Origin of the sequence: Pigmentiphaga aceris (genome assembly GCF_008119665.1) — a bacterium.
Classification (GTDB): Bacteria; Pseudomonadota; Gammaproteobacteria; order Burkholderiales; family Burkholderiaceae_B; genus Pigmentiphaga; species Pigmentiphaga aceris.
The window spans coordinates 185,265-203,953 of record NZ_CP043046.1 but is presented as its reverse complement, the minus strand read 5'-3'; the positions used below and the strand labels follow the sequence as shown (position 1 = coordinate 203,953).

General features: G+C 62.9%; 17 protein-coding genes and 1 pseudogene. 6 read left to right on the top strand and 12 right to left on the bottom strand.

What is annotated here, in order from left to right; all coding sequences use genetic code 11:
• The 10 genes from FXN63_RS00915 to def form a co-directional block, all read right to left on the bottom strand.
• Positions 1 to 252: a BTH_I0359 family protein gene (locus FXN63_RS00915; protein ID WP_148811960.1), complete on the bottom strand. Its 252-nt coding sequence runs from the start codon at positions 250 to 252 to the stop codon at positions 1 to 3.
• A 110-nt stretch (positions 253 to 362) separates the two neighbouring features.
• Positions 363 to 725 carry a GTP-binding protein gene (locus FXN63_RS27360; protein WP_148811958.1) on the bottom strand — a complete coding sequence of 121 codons (363 nt, stop codon included), beginning with the start codon at positions 723 to 725 and terminating at the stop codon, positions 363 to 365.
• Between the two features lie 25 nt (positions 726 to 750).
• Positions 751 to 2,220 (bottom strand): TrkH family potassium uptake protein, encoded by a 1,470-nt coding sequence (locus tag FXN63_RS00905; protein WP_148811956.1) that lies wholly within the window; start codon positions 2,218 to 2,220, stop codon positions 751 to 753.
• Positions 2,221 to 2,241: 21 nt separating this feature from the next.
• Positions 2,242 to 3,618, bottom strand: a complete 1,377-nt coding sequence (gene trkA, locus FXN63_RS00900; RefSeq protein ID WP_148811954.1) for a Trk system potassium transporter TrkA — start codon at positions 3,616 to 3,618, stop codon at positions 2,242 to 2,244.
• Positions 3,615 to 4,367, bottom strand: coding sequence for a response regulator (locus FXN63_RS00895; RefSeq protein WP_148811951.1), 753 nt, complete (start codon positions 4,365 to 4,367; stop codon positions 3,615 to 3,617). The genes trkA and FXN63_RS00895 overlap by 4 nt, the downstream gene beginning before the upstream one ends.
• A gap of 18 nt (positions 4,368 to 4,385) precedes the next feature.
• Entirely contained in the window at positions 4,386 to 6,869 is a 2,484-nt protein-coding gene (locus tag FXN63_RS00890; RefSeq protein WP_148811949.1) for a sensor histidine kinase, read from the bottom strand.
• Positions 6,866 to 7,441: a DUF4390 domain-containing protein gene (locus FXN63_RS00885; protein WP_246164994.1), complete on the bottom strand. Its 576-nt coding sequence runs from the start codon at positions 7,439 to 7,441 to the stop codon at positions 6,866 to 6,868. Before FXN63_RS00885 ends, FXN63_RS00890 begins: the two co-directional genes overlap by 4 nt.
• Before the next feature lie 8 nt (positions 7,442 to 7,449).
• A complete protein-coding gene (rsmB, locus tag FXN63_RS00880) occupies positions 7,450 to 8,763 on the bottom strand; it encodes a 16S rRNA (cytosine(967)-C(5))-methyltransferase RsmB (protein WP_148811945.1) in 1,314 nt (437 codons plus the stop codon).
• Positions 8,764 to 8,835: 72 nt separating this feature from the next.
• The gene (gene fmt / locus FXN63_RS00875) at positions 8,836 to 9,795 is read right to left on the bottom strand and encodes a methionyl-tRNA formyltransferase (protein ID WP_148811943.1); all 960 of its coding nucleotides are present in this window, start codon (positions 9,793 to 9,795) and stop codon (positions 8,836 to 8,838) included.
• On the bottom strand, positions 9,795 to 10,301 hold the full coding sequence (def, locus tag FXN63_RS00870; RefSeq protein WP_148811941.1) for a peptide deformylase: 507 nt from the start codon (positions 10,299 to 10,301) through the stop codon (positions 9,795 to 9,797). The genes fmt and def overlap by 1 nt, the downstream gene beginning before the upstream one ends.
• A 220-nt stretch (positions 10,302 to 10,521) precedes the next feature.
• Here def and dprA point away from each other — a divergent pair, with 220 nt between their 5' ends.
• The 4 genes from dprA (at position 10,522) to FXN63_RS00850 (ending at position 16,094) form a co-directional block, all read left to right on the top strand.
• The gene (gene dprA, locus FXN63_RS00865) at positions 10,522 to 11,787 is read left to right on the top strand and encodes a DNA-processing protein DprA (protein ID WP_148811939.1); all 1,266 of its coding nucleotides are present in this window, start codon (positions 10,522 to 10,524) and stop codon (positions 11,785 to 11,787) included.
• Between the two features lie 136 nt (positions 11,788 to 11,923).
• The gene (locus FXN63_RS00860; RefSeq protein ID WP_148811937.1) at positions 11,924 to 12,382 is read left to right on the top strand and encodes a Smg family protein; all 459 of its coding nucleotides are present in this window, start codon (positions 11,924 to 11,926) and stop codon (positions 12,380 to 12,382) included.
• A gap of 206 nt (positions 12,383 to 12,588) precedes the next feature.
• A complete protein-coding gene (locus FXN63_RS00855; protein ID WP_148811935.1) occupies positions 12,589 to 15,300 on the top strand; it encodes a DNA topoisomerase III in 2,712 nt (903 codons plus the stop codon).
• Between the two features lie 254 nt (positions 15,301 to 15,554).
• Entirely contained in the window at positions 15,555 to 16,094 is a 540-nt protein-coding gene (locus FXN63_RS00850) for an SET domain-containing protein (protein WP_148811933.1), read from the top strand.
• 75 nt (positions 16,095 to 16,169) lie between these two features.
• Here FXN63_RS00850 and FXN63_RS00845 read toward each other — a convergent pair whose 3' ends face one another.
• Positions 16,170 to 16,856 carry a glycine zipper 2TM domain-containing protein gene (locus FXN63_RS00845; RefSeq protein WP_148811931.1) on the bottom strand — a complete coding sequence of 229 codons (687 nt, stop codon included), beginning with the start codon at positions 16,854 to 16,856 and terminating at the stop codon, positions 16,170 to 16,172.
• A 183-nt stretch (positions 16,857 to 17,039) separates the two neighbouring features.
• Here FXN63_RS00845 and FXN63_RS00840 point away from each other — a divergent pair, with 183 nt between their 5' ends.
• Entirely contained in the window at positions 17,040 to 17,291 is a 252-nt protein-coding gene (locus FXN63_RS00840; RefSeq protein WP_148811929.1) for a DUF3717 domain-containing protein, read from the top strand.
• Positions 17,292 to 17,355: 64 nt separating this feature from the next.
• Here the strand turns inward: FXN63_RS00840 and FXN63_RS00835 are convergent, their stop codons facing one another.
• Entirely contained in the window at positions 17,356 to 18,183 is an 828-nt protein-coding gene (locus FXN63_RS00835) for an NUDIX hydrolase (protein WP_246164993.1), read from the bottom strand.
• Between the two features lie 181 nt (positions 18,184 to 18,364).
• Here FXN63_RS00835 and FXN63_RS26955 point away from each other — a divergent pair.
• A pseudogene (locus FXN63_RS26955) lies at positions 18,365 to 18,562 on the top strand ((2Fe-2S)-binding protein); the annotation flags it as partial.
• Positions 18,563 to 18,689: the final 127 nt, after the last annotated feature.

Genomic DNA, 18,689 nt, shown 5'->3' with positions numbered 1-18,689 from the left:
TTATTGCAGGGTCACAGCTCGATTCATGAAGCCGTCGAATTGGCTCAGAAACTCGTCGATATCCTCGACAGAAGGTTCGGAAGCAATCAATTCGCGTACGTTTTGGCGGAAGTGGTCTGCTGACGCACCGCCCAGATACATTTCGCGACGAGCCTGCTTGTCGACGATCTCAAAACCGCCGCCATGCTGGTCACCATCGAGCTTGGCGAACTCGACAACGGCGTAGTTGGAACTGTTGTAGATCATTTCCATGGTCTGACTCCTGAAATCGCCTTTGAGACTTGCTCAATAGCTGCAACTGCAGCCTCTATCAAGCAAATTCGGTGCCAGTTCTGGAATTTCAAGCGCTGAGTCAATAAAAACTACTGATTCTTCAACACTATTGCGCCTCTGAAGCCAGGTCCATTCAACTGCCGCCGGACCTCTGCCAAGTGCGCACCATCGGATATTTCTATCCACAGCCTTGCAGGACGTACCTGTCGCAGCAACCTTGCCACGGTGACCCGCAGGGGTAGCTGTCCGACACAGCATACGCATCCGGCCGCGAGCTGCACCAGGGTGATTCCCCCAGGGGCGACCAAGGTCCCGGGTCCTCCTTCGACAATGACCGCCTGCTCGCCCTCGGAGAGATGGGCGATTGCCTGGGGCAATGCATCGCTTGCGCCGCTCAGCAGGCGGGTGCCGACAATCAGATGAACGGGCACTTCAGGAAGCGGTGCACTCATCGCGGCTCCTGGCCGGCAAGACGGTTCACTTGCGCCAGAATTCCGGCGTGAACAAGACCAACACCGTGAACAGTTCCAGCCGACCGATCAGCATGGCAAAGGTACACACCCAGGTTTGGAAGGCGTTCAGGTGCCCGTAGTGGGCAGCCGGGCCGACTTCACCCAGCCCAGGGCCGGTGTTGTTGAGGCTGGCAAATACCGCGCTGAACGCGGTCAGGCCGTCCATGCCGCTGAGCAGCAGCAGGAAGGTCATCAAGATGATGCAGCCGCCGTAGATCAGCATGAACGCCAGGATCGAAAAAATCACCTTGTTGGCCACCGGCAGGCCCGCCAGGCGCACGGGGTTGACCGCACGCGGGTGCAAAATGCGAACCATCTCGCGCCGCGCCTGTTTGATCAGGATGATCATGCGGATCAACTTGATACCGCCGCCCGTCGACCCGGCCGAGGTCGCAAACGAAGACACGAACAGCATGATGACCGGCAGCACCAGCGGCCAGGTGGCGTAGTCGGTGTTGGCAAAACCGGTGGTGGTGGCTACCGACACGGTGTTGAAGATGCCGTAATGCAGCGCCTGCCAGATGTCGGGATACACACCCGTGATGTACAGCCAGAAGCTCACGAACAGGGAACTGCCGGCCAGCAGACCGATGTAGATGGGGGTCTGCGCGCAGCGCAGGTAGGTGCCCAGGCTGCGATGGCGAATGGCGTAGAAGTGGGTCGCGAAGTTGATGCCGGCGATCACCATGAAGACCACCGCCACGAAGTCGATGGCGGGCGATGCAAAGCCGATGAACCCGGAATCCGTGGTCGAAAACCCGCCCAGGCCCATGGTCGATCCCATGTGGGCATAGGCGTCGAGCCAGGTCATGCCGGCTGCCTTGAAGCTCAGCATGCACAGCAGCGAAATGCTCATGTAGATAGCGTACAGCCCCTTGGCGGTGCTGGTGATGCGCGGTGTGAGCTTCTCGTCTTTCATCGGGCCGGGCGTCTCAGCCCGGTAGATCTGGCTGCCGCCCACGCCCAGCAGCGGCAACACCGCCACGGCCAGCACCAGAATGCCCATGCCGCCGATCCACACCAAGGTGCAGCGCCAGCTGTTGATCGACACCGGCAGCTCGCCAATGCCGGTCAATACCGTGGACCCAGTGGTGGTCAGCCCCGACATGGCCTCGAAGTAGGCGTCGGTGAAGCTCAGCGGCATGCCCATGCGGCTGAAGTGGATCTGCAGCGGAATTGCCGCAATCACCGGCAACAACGCCCACACCAGCGACACCAGCAGGAAGCCGTCACGCGGCTGCAATTCGCGGCGGTGGCGGCGGGTGAACAGATACAGCAGACCACCCGCCAGCACGCCGATGCCCAGCGCCTCGGCAAAGGCCTGCAAGGCTCCGTCGTTCATCCACCATGAGATACCGAGCGGGATCGTCAGGGTGAGCGAAAACAGCACGATCACAAAACCGACGACATTCAGGACAGGAACGAGTTGACGCATGACGCAGCCTGCCGAGACGGCTTAGAAGAACGACGCGGAGACCTGGAACAGCTGTTCGACCTTGGAGATCAGGCGGCTGTTGGTGACGAATACGATGACATGGTCTTCGGGTTCGATGACCGTGTCGTGATGGGCCATCAGCACGTCTTCACCGCGCACCAGGGCACCGATGATGCTGCCTTTGGGCAGGCTGATTTCCTCGATCTTGCGACCGACGACCTTGGAATGTTTGCGGTCACCGTGGGCGACGGCCTCGATGGCCTCGGCGGCACCGCGTCGCAATTGGTGGGCGACCACGATGTCACCACGCCGCACGTGGCGCAGCAGTTCACCGATGGTGGCCTGCGACGGACTGATGGCCACATCGATACGGCCGCCTTCCATCAGATCGCCATAGGCCTTGCGGCCGATCAGCGCCGCCACCCGCCGTGCGCCCATGCGCTTGGCCAGCAAGGACGACATGATGTTGTTCTCGTCGTCGTTGGTCAGCGCCAGGAACATGTCCATGTCACCGACGTTCTCGTCGTCGAGCAGGTCTTCGTCGGTGGCATCGCCATTAAGGACCAGGGTGCGTGCGGGCAATTGCGAGGCCAGCAGTTCGCAGCGCGCCTGATCGACTTCGATCAGCTTGATCTCGTAATTGCCACCCAGTTCACGTGCCAGGCGTGCACCGATGTTGCCGCCGCCCGCGATCATCACGCGTCGTACCGGCCGCACCGTGGGCACCAGTTCCGCAACCACCCGGCGCAGATGCCGCGCATCGGCCAGACAGAACAGCTCGTCGCCCGCTTCCACCACCGTGGCCCCGCTTGGGATCAGCGGCTTGTCCTGGCGGTAGATGGCCACAATGCGACTGTCGATGTCGGGGATGCGCTTGTGCAGCGTTTCCACCGCCTGCCCCACCAGCGGGCTGCCCGGCCCCACGCGCACCGCTGCCAAGGCCACCCGGCCCTTGGCAAACTCCAGCACCTGCAGGGTTTCGGGATATTCGATCAGGCTCTCAAGATAGGCAGTGACGCTGCGTTCCGGCGAGATCAGGTGATCGACACAGAAACCCTGTTCGCCCATCAACTCGGGATGGTCAAGAAATGCCGGCGCGCGGGCGCGTGCAATCCGCCGGGGCAGGTTGAACACCTGCTTGGCGATCTTGCAGGCCACCAGATTGGTTTCGTCGCTGGTCGCGCACGCAATCAGCAGATCGGCATCGGCCGCACCGGCTTCCGCCAGCACATCGATGTGCGTGCCATTGCCGACCACGCCGCGCAGATCCAGCCGTTCTTGCAGCTGGGCCAGGCGGCGTGCATCGGTATCGATCAGCGTGATGTCGTTCTGCTCCGACACCAGATTTTCCGCGACGCTGGTGCCGACTCGGCCGGCGCCCAGTATCAGGATCTTCATGTGCTGCGGCGGCGAGTAAGCTCGATGCCGAGCTGCTTCAGCTTGCGATACAGGTGGGTACGCTCCAGGCCGGTCTTGTCGGCCACCCGAGTCATGCTGCCGCCTTCGCGCGACAGATGATGCTCGAAGTAGATGCGTTCGAACGCGTCACGGGCTTCACGCAGCGGCTGGTCCAGCGACAGGTTGCGCAGTGCCTGGCCGGCCGTGTCCGGCACGGCATGGACATCGGGCGTCGCATCAAAGTGATTCATGCGCGGCGCGCTGGTATCGGCCATGGCGTAGCTGCTTGGCACTGGGGCCAAGGCAGGTGCGACCGAACCCAGCACCGGTGCAAAACCCGTGCGCACGGGCGCGGGCGGCGGTGCCACCGGGCGTGCCGCATTGCGGCCACGTTCAAGCGCCGACGCAATCGTGCGCAGGAGTTTCTGCATGGTGATGGGTTTCTCAAGGAAATCCATCGCCCCGATACGCGTCGCTTCGACAGCGGTATCGATGGTGGCGTGACCGCTCATCATCACCACCGGCATGTCGAGCTGGCCCAGCGAGGCCCACTCTTTCAACAGCGTGACGCCATCGGTATCGGGCATCCAGATATCGAGCAACACCATGTCGGGCCTGGCTTTGTTGCGCAGCGCGCGAGCCTGCGCGGCGTTCTCGGCCAGGTCGACCGTATGCCCCTCATCGTAGAGAATCTCCGAGAGGAGTTCACGGATACCAACTTCGTCATCGACCACCAGGATTCTGGCCATAGTCTTAAGGACCTCTTTTCATGCGGTCTTTGCTTCGGCGCCACGCTGCTCACCGCCCTCTGCGGGGACGCGCGTGTCTTCGCTCAACCGGGTCAATAGTATAGAAACCATCGCTCCACCGCCGCTTCGATTCGTCAAATCGATGCGACCCCCGTGTTCATCGACGATCTTCTTCACAATCGCCAGACCCAGACCCGTCCCCCGTGCCTTGGTCGTCACATAGGGCTCGAAAGCCCTGCGCAGGATTCGTGGGCTGAATCCTGCGCCGGTATCCGTGACGGTCAGACGCACGGCAGCATGTTCTGTGCCGTCGGGTAGACGAGTGGTGATCAGGCGGGTACTGACGCCGACGCGGTTCTCCGCCTCGGCGACCAATGCTGCACTACCGTCTGTCGTAAGTAGTTCTGCGGATTGTGCCGCATCCGCAGCCTCAGCGGCCAACTTTGCCTGCTCGCGCAATTTGTCATCGATTGCATCGTGGGCATTGGCAAGCAGATTGTGGATCACCTGGCGCAGCTGCGTCGCGTCGCCCAACACGCGCGGCAGGGATGCTTCCAATGCTACCGACAACAGCACACTGCGTGGTCCCTGGCGCAGCATGCCTTCGTCGGGGTCCCACCCATACAGGGTCAGGACTTCGGCAATCAGTTCGTTCAGATCCAGTTGTTGCAGCACTGCTGGCGGGGTGCGCGCGTATTCGCGGAAGTCGTCCACCATGCGCAGCATTGACCCGACCTGGTTGATGATGGTGCCGGTTGCACGGTGCAACATGGCGGCATCGGTGGGCCCAAGCTTGTCGGTCAGCTTCATGGCCAGGCGCTCGGCCGACAACTGAATGGGGGTCAGCGGGTTCTTGATTTCGTGTGCCAGACGGCGGGCCACTTCGCCCCAGGCCATCGCCCGATTGGCGGAGATGACTTCCGTGATGTCATCGAACACCACCACATAACCGCTCGGCCCCTGCCCCGTGGCCAGGTGCGAGCCGCGTGCCAGCAAGGTAATCGGGTGGTCGTCGGCCGTGCCACCGGCATGTGGCATCTCGGCCAGCAGGCGCGGCGGGCAGTCTTCGTTGCCGGTGCCCTCGCCCACCCGGGCAATCTCGAATTGCTGCTGCCAGTAGGTGCGACCGCTTTGTGCGGCTTCATGCTGCGCAAAGGCGTTGTGGATGGCCTGGGCAAATGGCCCCAGCCCTTCAACACTTTCCAGCGGCCGGCCGATTCCACCATGCAGATCGACGCGCAGAATCTGCTGGGCACCATGATTGACCGTGGTCAGCCGGAAGCCCTCATCGAACACCAGCACCCCGGACGACAGGTTGGACAGGATGCTTTCCAGGTAGGCGTTGCTGCGTTCCAGCTGCTGGCGATTGCTTTCCACCATGCTGCGCGCTTCTTCCAGTTGGCGGGTCATGGCGTTGAACGAGCGCGTCAGCTGGCTGACTTCGTCACGGGTCGCAGGCTCGGGGATCGGGCGAAAGTCGCCCACGCCAACCGCCTGCGTGCCCTCGGCCAGCAGCAGCATCGGGCGCACCAGACGACGCGACAGGAAGAATGCCGCCCCGATCGCAGCAAACACCGACAGCAGCAAGGCCAGGGTCAGCGTAATGCCGTACAGGTTGCGCAAGCCCAGGCGGGACAAGGTCAGTTGCTGATAGTCGCGGTATCCCGACTGCACTTCATTGGCGTTGAAGGCGATTTGTTCGGGTACCGGCTGAATCAATTGCAAGTAGCGCGGCTCGGCATTGAACCCGCCGCTGAGCGCCAGGCTGGATGCCTGCGACAAGGGCACCACCACCCGCAGGCGCAGCAAATTGGTGGTCGGATTGGTGTCGATGACCCCGGCCTGGGTCACCGAATCGGCCTCGGCCGCCGCGTAGGCACGCGCCACACGCAGCTGGCGCAGCACGCTGGCAGGCGGCGGCTCGGGCAACAAGGCACCGTACATGGCAGTGGAAAACGCCACGATGCGGCCCGATGCGGTGAACACCATCGATTCCTGCACGCCGGTCTGTTCACGCAGACGCGTCAGGGTCAGCGCCACATTGCTGTCGCTGGGATCGTCGAGCGTCAGCGCAATGGTGCGCGCCCGGGTGTTCAATTCCTGCAGTTGCGAGTCAAGCGCGGCACGCCCCAGATTCAGGCCTGCTTCCAGCGCAGTATCGACCCGCACGTTGAACCAGGACTCGATCGAGCGCGACAGGAATTGCACGGATAGCAGATAGATCAGCACCCCCGGCACCACGCCCACCAGGGCGAAGGCCAGCGCGAAGCGGCCAGTCAGCCGCGCCCCGAATTCCCGGCGTTTCAGGCGGCCCAGCAGGCGAGTGGCCAGCGTCACCACCCAGGCAAACAGCGCCAGGGCCACCACACCATTCAAGCCCAGCAGCAAGTCGTACTGTTCCTCCAGCCGCGAGGAATTGCCGGTGGCCGACGCCAGCAGGAACAACAGAATCAACGCAGCAATACCGCCCAGGCCCAACAAGATGCTGAGGATGCGGTTCATGGCTTGACCTCTGGTTCGGCCGGCACCGAGATGCCGAATTCGTACCAGCGCGTGGACCACGCCCAGTCATTGCTGTTGAAGGCGTTGGCCTGGAAGGTCTTGGGCAGTTGCGAGACATCGAGCCGCACACGCAGGCGGCCCTTGAACAGACCCACCGGCAATTCGTCGCGCTGGGCAAAGGGCCAGCGCCGCATGTGGCGGACGATGGACAAGGCATCTTGCAGGGAATCGACCGGCAAGCCCAGGCTGCCGGTGCTGACGCGCCATTGGCGGGTCAATACGTTCTGGCTGATGCGCCATGTCAGGCGCGAAGACAGCAGCTCTTCATCCATCCAGTACCAGCGCGGACGGATGACTTCGACATCGGCGGTGAAGAACAGCGGAACGCCACGCGCAGCGGCGTTTTCCAGCTGAGGCGGCAGCGAGATGTCGATGTCGGCATCGAGCAGCAATAGTTCACCTTCTGCGATGACCTCCACTCGCTGCACTGCGGCATCCGAAGCCATCGCCAACGGCGCGGCCCCGCCAACCAGCACGGTCACCAGGCAGAGCCAGCGCAGAAGGTGAAGCACTCGCAGGATCATCCTTTCGCAAACAGGGCGTAGAAGAAGCCGTCATGTTGTGCGGCGAGCGGAACATCGCCCGCACGCGGCAGCAACTGGCCCGGCGCGGGCAAGGCTGTTGCATCGGGATGCCGCGCCAGGAAGGCAGCTGCCTGCTGCGCATTTTCAGCGGCAAACACCGAGCAAGTCGCGTAAAGCAATTTACCACCCGGTGCCACCACCTGCCAGAGCGCATCGGCAATACGATTTTGCAGGCGAGCGGTCTTTTTCACGTCTTCCGGGCGACGCAACCAGCGAATGTCAGGATGGCGGCGAACGATTCCCGAGGCCGTGCACGGCACATCGGCCAGCACCGCGTCGAAGGGTTTGCCATCCCACCAGCTGTCGAGATCGGCCACATCGGCCGCCTGAACCGTGGCCTTCAGGCCAAGGCGATCGAGGTTTTCACGCACCCGGCCCAGGCGCGAACCATCGACATCGAGCGCCAGCAGATCGATGTCGGCCAGCTCAAGCAGGTGGGCCGTCTTGCCGCCCGGTGCGGCGCAGGCGTCGAGCACCCGCATGCCGTCACGCACTTCAAGCAAGGGCGCGGCAAGCTGTGCACCGCCGTCCTGCACCGACCAGTGGCCTTGCGCAAACCCCGGCAATTGCTGCACCGGGCGCGGCTGCGCCAGCACGATGCCGTATTTGCCCAGACGCTCGGCTGCAATGCCGGCGGCCTCGAACGCGGCCAATTGATCGGCCACCGAGATGCGGCGGCGATTCACACGCAGGCTCATGGGTGCGGGCACATCGGCGGCACGCAGGATGGCTTCCCAGTTGTTGGGGTAGTCGGTCTTGACCTGCTCGATCCACCAGGCCGGGTAGTTCAGTCTTGCAGCCGCGTGCTTATCAACCGTGGCAAGCAGGTCTGCCCGCTCGCGCAGGAAACGTCGCAGGCTGCCGTTGACCATGCCCTTGGCATGCGCCATGTCGCGGTTGCCCGACGCGGCATTCACGGCCTGATCGACCACGGTGTGGGCAGCATAGGGCGCGTTTTTCTCGTCCAGCACCAAGGCGAAGGCGGTCAGCAGCAAGGCGTCCAGGCGCGGATCGGCGGGCTGACGGGTAACCAGCAGTTCCTTCACGGCACGGGCACGACCCAGATTGCGCATGACATGGAAGCTGACCGACTGGGTGGCAGGCCGCAGGGCAGCGGCAGTGCGGGCCAGGGCATCGGTCAGAGACGCGCCGCCCAGCACCGCCGCGATCGCCGTGGCACTGGCCAGCAACACCTCGGACAAGGGCGCGGCGTGCGCGGCAGGACGGGACTCAGCGGGGGATGGGGTCATGGACGATAAGGGCACAAAAAAGAGGGAGGGCGCGGATCGATCACCGGACCTCCGACAGGCCCCGAAGGGCCATCAACAGGTCGCGGGCGCGCTCCAGCCGCGTACGAATATTTCCACCGGCTGGCGCTTGCCACCGGCTTTCTGGAGTTCCAACAGGCGCAGCACGCCGTCGGCGGTTGCCACGTCGATGCCTTCTGCATCGACACGCAAAATACTGCCGGGAGTAGCGGCAGCGCTGGCAGCCGAGGCTGGCAAGGCGCTCGCGCGCCACACTTTTACGGGGTCATCCAAGCCAGCCAGACGCAGCGATGCGCCGGGTACCGGGTTGAAAGCGCGCACCCGGCGAGCCAGCAGGTCGGCAGATGCCTGCCAGTCGAGCAAGGATTCGGCTTTGTCGAGTTTGGCGGCGTAGTTCACACCGTCTTCCGGCTGCGGGGTGGCCACCAGGGGCCCACGTTCGGCATCGGCCAAGGTATCGACAATCAGTTTGCCACCGGCTTGCGCCAATACGTCATGCAGTTCAGCAGCGGTTTGCGTGGGACCAATCGGCACCACGCAGCGCGACAACATGGCACCGGTGTCCAGACCCTGGTCCATCTGCATGATGGTGATACCGGTTTCCAGGTCACCCGATTCGATGGCACGCTGGATCGGTGCCGCGCCGCGCCAGCGCGGCAGCAGGCTGGCATGGATATTCAGGCAACCGCGCGGGGGCAGATCGAGCGTGGACAGCGGCAGGATCAGGCCATAGGCCGCGACCACCATCAACTCGATGCCAGCCGCCTGCAACGCGGCGTGGGCCGCAGCGGCTTCCTCGGGATACTTGCCGTCGAGCCGCAGGCTGCGCGGCTGCAAGACTTCGATGCCGGCGTCGAGCGCGGCCTGCTTGACCGGACTGGGCGTGAGCTTGAGGCCACGACCGGCGGGGCGGTCGGGCTGCGTCAGGACCAGCGCAACGTCGTGCCCGGCGGCCAGCAATGCAGACAGGGCAACACGTGCGAACTCGGGCGTACCCGCAAAGGCGATCCGCATCAGGCGGAATCACGCTCAAGCTTGCGCATCTTCTTCTTGATGCGCGTCTGCTTCAGCGGCGACAGGTATTCGACAAAGACCTTGCCCAGCAAGTGATCCATTTCGTGTTGCACGCATACCGACAGCAGGCCGTCGGCATCGAATTCGTAGGTTTCGCCCTTCTCGTTCAAGGCACGCACCCGAACTTGCGCATAACGATCGACATCGTCATACACCCCCGGCACCGACAGGCAGCCTTCTTCAAAGGCGCGCAGCTCTTCGCTGTGCCAGATGATTTCCGGGTTGATCAGCGCAAGCAGGCCGGTCTGGTCTTCCGACACATCGATGACGATGACACGCTCGTGTACATCGACCTGCGTGGCGGCAAGCCCTACACCCGGTGCGTCATACATGGTGTCGGCCATGTCGCGCACCAGCTTGCGAATGCGATCGTCCACCCGCGCGACCGGCTTGGCCACTTTGTGGAGCCGGGAATCGGGGTAGTGCAGGATCGTGAGCAGGGCCATGACGTACGCGAAACCGGAGACGGGATTGAAGACTAGATGGGGGAACACCACGCGATTGCAAGCATAGTGGTCACTATGTTTGGACGCGAAGGGCGAGTTTGCCCAGCGTGTTCTTCTGCAAGCACCTTACCATAAACAGCAGGACAAATCGGCCCAGGGACACCTGTTCGTCCGACCCACGGCCGGGCAGGATGCGGTTTTTGCCTGACGGACCACACCAATGGGCTCCACAACGTCCCCCGCATTGCCATCCTTGGCAGCATGGCTGCGCCTGGCGGACGAGCCTGATGTCGGCCCGGTGCTGGCAGGCAAGCTCATGCAGGCCTTTGGTCCGCCCGAACAGCTTTATGCCACGCCCCAGCAGGTCCTGGCGCAACACCTGCCGTTTGAGCTGGCCCGTCGCATTGCAGAACCACCCACACAGGCCATGCTGGCGTACATCGAACGCGCACTGGCTTGGCAGGCCGACCACAATCACCATGTACTGACCCTGGCGGATGCGCACTACCCCGACATGCTGCGCGAAATGTCCGACCCGCCAGTGCTGCTGTACGTGGTGGGGGACGTGCACGCGCTGTCACGCAGAACCATTGCAATCGTCGGTGCCCGCCACGCCACCCCAGGCGGCAACATCCTGGCGCATGACTTCGCCCAGGCACTGGCGACCCGGGACTGGTGCATTGCCAGTGGCCTGGCGCTGGGGATCGATGCGGCGGCCCACCGCGGGACGCTGGCGGCGGCAGGGAAAACGGTGGCAGTCGTCGGCACCGGTGCCGATATCGTCTACCCGGCGCGCAACCGTGACCTGGCCCACCAGATCGCGGCCAGCGGTGCCATCGTGTCGGAACTGCCCCTGGGCACCAAGGCGCTGCCGCACCACTTTCCGCGCCGCAACCGGTTGGTGGCGGGATTGTCGCGTGGCGTGCTGGTGGTGGAAGCGGCAGTGCACAGCGGCTCGCTGATTACCGCCCGCCTGGCCGCGGACATGGGGCGCGAGGTATTTGCAATCCCCGGATCGATCCATTCGCCGCTGTCGCGTGGGTGTCATGCGCTGATCCGTCAGGGGGCGAAGCTGGTCGAGACGGCGCAAGACGTGCTCGACGAGCTAAGTTCTGTCTGGCCAGACGAGATTGCAGAAAAGCACCACCAGATGGCCCTGATCGACGATGACGCTAATGAAGATAGCGCTGCAAAGCCACCGCACACAGCCGCGAAACCAGGCCTGGCGCGAGCCACGACTGAAAGGTCGATCGACCAGGATGAAAAGTCGGATCACCGACAGAACAACACGCCAACCAGGCGGCCCGACAGCAAACCAGACGAAGACCCACTATTGGATCAACTGGGTTTCGACCCGCTCAATATCGATGAAGTGCAACTGCGCTCGGGTCTGCCCGCCGACACCTTGCAGGTACGGCTGCTGACGCTGGAGCTGTCTGGCCGGATCGCCCGCCTGCCCGGCGCACGTGTGCAGCGCCTGCGGTAATCCGCGGGATGCGTAGGGTGGCCTGCGACGTTGCGCAGGCCGGACACCCCGCTTATGGTCGAGTTGCATGCCAGCCCCGTCGGTTGCCCGGCATGGCGTTTCCGCGTAGAGTAAATCGACGCCTGACAGACTGCCTATGTTTGATATTTTCGTTTATCTCTTCGAGACTTACTTCGCGCCAGAGGCCTGTCCCGACCCGGACACGCTGGCCCGAAAGCTCGCCGCCGCTGGCTTCGAGGACGAAGACATCGATGATGCCTTGTCCTGGTTGTCCGGCCTGGCTGAAAGCACCAATCGCTGTGTCGACCTCGCGCTCGAACCCAGCAACGGTGCTCGTGTGTATGCCGATGTCGAATATCACCAACTCGGCTCCGACACCATCGGCTTCATCGCTTTCCTGGAAGCCGCCGGGGTACTTTCTGCCCCCTTGCGCGAAATCGTGGTCGATCGCGCCTTTGCCGTGTCTGAATCCCCGGTCCCCCTGGAAAAGCTCAAGATCATCGTGTTGATGGTGCTCTGGAGCCAGGAAACCAAGATCGACAACCTCGTCCTGCAGGAATTGCTGGACGACGGCAGCCCGCGCCAGCTGCACTGACCCGGCGTCCAAACGCGGCACTCGCCCGTCAAGCAACCCGGTTTTCGCGTTTGCGGCACTATATATAAGGCGTGTTGTACGCCTTGCCAAAACGCGACCGTGCAGACACTTGGTTTCGGGTCCGACTTGCACGCGGCAAAATTCCCCCCTTATCATCCGGCGCTGCGACTGCGCCTTCGCGGTCGCGCCGGATTCACTGGATTTCAATGGGCAAGACACTGATCATCGCCGAGAAGCCCTCGGTAGCGCTGGACATTTCACGCGCACTGGGCGGCTTCAAGCGTGAGGGCGAATATTTCGAAAGCGAGCAATATGTGCTCTCTTCCAGCGTGGGTCACCTGCTGGGCCTGGTTGCGCCCAACGATCCAGTCAAAGGCAAATGGAGTTTCACCCATCTGCCGGTGATCCCGCCCGAGTTTGGCTTAGGCCCTGCCGACAAGCGCTCAGAGGAACGGCTGCGCCTGCTGGTGCGCCTGTTGAAGCGCAAGGACGTCGACGCCGTCATCAACGCCTGTGACGCGGGACGGGAAGGCGAACTGATCTTCCGCTACATCGCGCAATACGCCAAGACCAACAAGCCGGTCAGCCGCCTGTGGTTGCAGTCGATGACGCAACAGGCCATCCGCGAAGCCTTCGCCGACCTGCGTTCGGACGAGACTATGAAGCCGCTGGAAGCCGCTGCCCGTTCGCGCGCCGAAGCGGATTGGCTGGTGGGCATCAACGGCACGCGGGCCATGACCGCGTTCAACAGCAAAGACGGCGGTTTCTTCAAGACCCCGGTGGGTCGTGTGCAGACCCCGACACTGGCGATCGTGGCCGAGCGCGAAGAACGCATCCGCAAGTTCGTGTCGCGCGACTACTGGGAAGTGCGTGCGCAGTTCGTCGCGGCCGCTGGCCTGTACGAAGGGCGCTGGTTCGATCCGAAGCACAAGAAAGACGAGCAAGACCCGGAAAAACGGGACTCGCGCCTGTGGAGCAAGACGGCCGCCGACTCGATCGTGGTTGCCTGCCGGGACAAACCCGGCACGGTGACGGAAGAGTCACGTCCGTCGACCCAGTTGTCGGGCCTGCTGTATGACCTGACCAGCCTGCAACGCGAGGCCAATGGTCGTTTCGGTTTCTCGGCCAAGACCACGCTGGCGCTGGCCCAGTCGCTGTACGAGCGCCACAAGGCGCTGACCTACCCGCGTACCGACTCGCGCTTCCTGCCGGAAGACTACGTGCCGACCGTGCACCAGACCATGCAGATGCTGGCTGATGGCCCGTCGCCGATTCCGGGCGGCTACAGCAAGTTTGCGAACCAGGTCATCAACAACAAGTGGGTGCGCCCGAACAAACGTGTGTTCGACAACAAGAAAGTGTCGGATCACTTTGCGATCATCCCGACCTTGCAGGCCCCGCGCGAACTGAGCGAAGCCGAAGCCAAGATCTACGACATGGTGGTCAAGCGCTTCCTTGCGGTGTTCTACCCCGCGGCGGAATTCCAGCTGACCACGCGCATTACCGAAGTCGTCGGCCACCACTTCAAGACCGAAGGCAAGGTGCTGGTCAGCCCGGGCTGGATGACGGTCTACGGCCGCGAAGCCCAGGGTGACGATGCCACGCTGGTGGCCGTGGCCCCGGACGAAACCGTGCGCACGGAAGACATCGACGCCGTGGGCCTGGCCACCAAGCCGCCCGCGCGCTTCAACGAAGCCACGCTGCTGTCGGCCATGGAAGGCGCGGGCAAGCTGGTGGAAGACGAAGAATTGCGCGAAGCGATGGCTGCGCGCGGCCTGGGTACACCCGCCACGCGCGCCGGCATCATCGAAGGTCTGCTGAACGAAGGCTACCTGCGCCGCGAAGGCCGCGACCTGATCGCCACCGCCAAGGCACGCCAGCTGATGACGCTGTTGTCGGGTCTGGATGTGGCGGAACTCACGTCGCCCGAACTGACCGGCGAATGGGAACACCAGCTGTCGCAGATCGAACAAGGCCAGATGTCGCGTGATGCGTTCATGCGCGAGATCGCGCAGATGACGCAGGTGATCGTCAAGCGCGCCAAGGAATACGACCGCGACACGGTGCCGGGCGACTACGCGACCCTGACCACGCCCTGCCCCAAGTGCGGCAAGGTGGTGAAGGAAAACTATCGCCGCTACGCCTGCACGGCCTGCGATTTCTCAATCAGCAAGCACCCGGGCGGCCGCACCTTCGAGCTGCCGGAAGTTGAAGAACTGCTGGGTAAGCTGGAAATCGGCCCCTTGAACGGCTTCATCAGCAAGATGGGCCGTCCGTTTGCCGCGATCCTGCGCATCACCGCCGAAGAATTCAAGCTGGAATTCGACTTCGGGCAGGACAAGGAAGAGAACACCGAACCGGTGGACTTCTCTTCGCTTACCCCGATCGGGCCGTGCCCGCGCTGCAATGCCCGTGTGTTCGAACACGGCATGAGCTTCGTGTGCGAGAAGTCAGTCGGCCCCGAGAAGACCTGCGACTTCAAGTCGGGCAAGGTCATCCTGCAGCAGGAAATCGATGCGCAGCAGATGAGCAAGCTGCTGAACGAGGGCAAGACCGATCTGCTGACCAACTTCGTGTCCAGCCGCACGAATCGCAAGTTCAAGGCCTTCCTGACCAAACAGGAAGGCGGCAAGATCGGCTTCGAGTTCGAGCCGCGTGCGGCCAAGCCTGGCAAGGCACCTTCCAAGACTGCCAAGGCGGCAGATGCAGAAGGCGTCGAGGGCGAGGAAAGCGCAGCGCCGAAAAAAGCAGCAGCCAAGAAAGCGGCTGCGAAGAAGGCACCTGCGAAAAAAGCTGCAGTGAAGAAGACCGCTGTGAAGAAGGCAGCGACCAAAACTGCTGCCACAAAAACTGCTGCCACCAAGGCTCCCGCCAAGAAAGCCGCAGCCAAAAAGACCGTCGCAAAAACCGAAGCGTGATTGTCGATAATTAGATGAAAGCGCCATGACACGGGCGGGCTCACAAGGCCCGCCCGTGTTTTTTCATGCATCGCGACAAGCCACACTCCCTTGTCGTGAATGTGTGCAACAGCACCCGCGTGCTGTCGAGTTTGTACACACATCGCGTGCGACAATTCCCGGCATGCGGCGTGTTGCAGTGTGGTCTCTGCACGGGTTGCCTCGCCGCCCGTTCAAGACCTTAAGCGCCGTATCACCGATTTTCAGAGCTGCTCATGCCCCGCGCCACGCTTCCTTCCGACGACCTTGTTTCCGACGGCATTCCCGAACGACCCTGGCACGTCGTCCACCGCTCATCGATTCACGGCAGTGGTGTCTTTGCCAAGCGCAAGATCCCGCCAGGCACCCGGATTCTTGAATACGTAGGCGAAGTCATCGACAGCGAGGAAGCGGATCGCCGCCACCCGGTGAACCCCGACGACCCGTTCCACACCTTCTTCTTTGCCCTGGCCACCGGCAAGGTCATCGATGGCGGGGTGCGCGGCAACGAAGGGCGCTACATCAACCATTCCTGCGAGCCCAATTGCGAGGCCGAGGAGACGGAAGATGGGCGGATTTTTGTGGTGTCGCTGCGACCCATCTGGCGCGGCGAGGAACTGAACTACGACTACGGCCTGGTGCTGGACGAACGTCAGACCGCCAAGCTCAAGAAGCAGTACGAATGCCGGTGCGGCACGCCTTCATGCCGCCACACCATGCTGGCACCCAAGCCGCGCAAGTCAAAAAAACGCGCCAGCAAGGCTGACAAGAAATAGGCCGACAGGCAGTTGCCATGTCGGCCTTGGCAACGACGCGCGATCAGCGCGTCGTTTGCGTTTGCGACACAAGAATCAACCGGCGTTGCGCGCCACCACCTGACCATTGACCACCCGCACCGGGTCGCCGTTGCGCCAGCCGAAGGGCGTGGCACTGGTGTAGGTCTTGACCGAGCCATCGTTCATGCGGACCTTCATCTGATAACGGGTGTTGGTGCGCACATTCTTCTCGACTTCGTGGCCGGCATACGCGCCGCCACCAGCGCCGAGCAAGGTCAGTGCGGTACGGCCATTGCCGCCGCCGAACTGATTGCCGACCACACCGCCCAATACGCCACCGGCAATCGCGCCCAGGCCAGTGCCCTCGCCCTTCACCTGATAAGACGTGACCGACTGCACTACGCCGCAGTTATTGCAGACGGCAGCTACCGGTGCCGCAGCAAGGGCTGCCGGCGGCGGTGCAACAGGGCCACGCGGGGCCTGCAACGCGGCTTCCTTGCGTGCGGCATCGTCGGCAGCGGCACGCGCCTGCTCGGCTGCAATGCGGGCATCTTCAGCGGCCTTATCGGCCCTGGCGGCTTCTTCGGCCAGCGCGACTGAAGCAGGCGGACGGTCTACCGTGCGCGCCAGGGGCGATGGCAACATGCCGGTCAACACCGCAATGCCCACTGCGCACAGCGCAATGAAGCTGACGATGGCCGTTACCAGCAGCGGGTGCATGCGGGACGGCGAGGCAGGCGTATTTTCGGGATAGTGGGCCATGGTGGCACCCCACTCAAAACAGACAGGGCTCAAACATACTGCTGTGTATGTTTGCACAGTGCTACGAGCCCGACCGCTTCCTGTATCGCGGGTATCGGAGTGTGTCGCGCCCTCGTAGCGGATTGCCTGCCGTGCCCGTCATCTGTTGCGCCTCAAGCACGAAACATCTGACAGAATGGGCCGATGGACACCCCAGATCACGCCGGCCACCCTGCTTCGCTTTCCCTGACGGAACTCGAACGCGCCATCAATTTCTGGCGCAAACGGCATCCGTCCACAGGCGAAGAACAGCGCTTATGCCCCGAGGCGGGCGCACTTGCCGAGCCGTATGCGATGGCGATCGTGACCCATCAGGGCGAAGTGCGGTTCGAGGGACTGAGCAATGCGGCTCAGGCGGCATTGCTGGCCTGGTATGACGCCGGGTCACCGTCCTGAGCGGGGTTTGAACGCGGTTTAAGTGCAATGCTTGAGCCCACTATCAGCGTTCACCCAGGTAAATTCAAGCCGGTCGCTGCACCACCGGTGCCATCACCTCTGCCGCCAGCCAACCGCGCTGCACGAAAGACAGGCCCATTGCCAGCGCCGCTTCCAGCGTGAACATATCGCGGCCAATCATGTCGATCACCTCGTCGGTGCTCGCCGTGCGGATCTGTGCCACTTCGCCATCCTGGTTGCAGGGCGTGACGTCGCTGGGCACGACCACATCGGTCACCCCTACCCACTCCACCTGATAACCCTCGGGCAAAATCCGCCGCACGCAGTATTCGCCCATGCTGACGGCATCTTTCAGACACGCAGCCGGCAGGCCCGCCTCTTCCCAGCTTTCCCGCTCCAGCGCCAGCGCATCGCTTTCCGTGGCGCTGACCAAGCCACCTACCAAGGTATCCCACATGCCCGGGTCGGTGGACTTGTCGAGTGCCCGCTGGGCGATCCACAGCTCGCCGGTCGGCGTCCAGGCGTTCAGGTGCACCGCACGGGTGGCGATCCCCAAGGGACGCACAGCGGCGCGCTCGATCACGCTCAACACGGCGCCGCTCAAGTCGGGCACATCGAGCAATTCACCACGCCAGCCACGCAACCGGCCCTGCTCGCGCAGGCTTGTTGCCAGGTACGCAAGCCCGGCATCGGTGGTCGTATCGGTAGCCAAGGCCCAGCCAGTGCCATGCGCGACAAGCCGCGCTGGCCCGGCCCGCAACAGTGCAGGCACATCGGCAGACACCCAGCCGCATTGCCGGCCATCCAGGAAGAACGGCTGGCTGCTGGCAGGGGGATCAATCGTGGCGCGCGCGACCAACGCCGAAAACAACGCATTCAGGTGCTTTTGCATGGCGTGCATTGTGCCCCAGCGGCCTGCCGGAACGCGCAACCGGTACCAGCGCCCTGTGACAAAGCGCATCTCATTGAAGTAACCCTACCGATCGTCGGGAATGCTTGCGTCGGACGCGGTTTTTATCAATACTTATTCTCATTAGTGTTTCCCTACCGGTCTGGCCGGCAAGAAGCTGCTTATGTTCGTGTGTGTCTGCAATGCCGTGACCGAGACCCAAGTTCGTCAATGCGTCGCCAATGGCGCAAAAACCTTGGGAGACCTGCAATTCGAACTGGGCGTCGCCAGCTGCTGTGGTTGCTGTGCGGCCACTGCCGAGTCGTATCTGGCGGGTGCCAATGTGCATGAGGTCGAGACCCATGACGCCGCCGTGGCCGTGCTGTCGGCGGTGCGTGAAGCTAATCACGTCAGCGCCAATCATGTAAGCACCAATCACGTCAGCGTGCGTCCCAGCATCAAACAAACCGCCAAGCCGGTCGAGCACATCTCGACCCGTCGCTATCCGG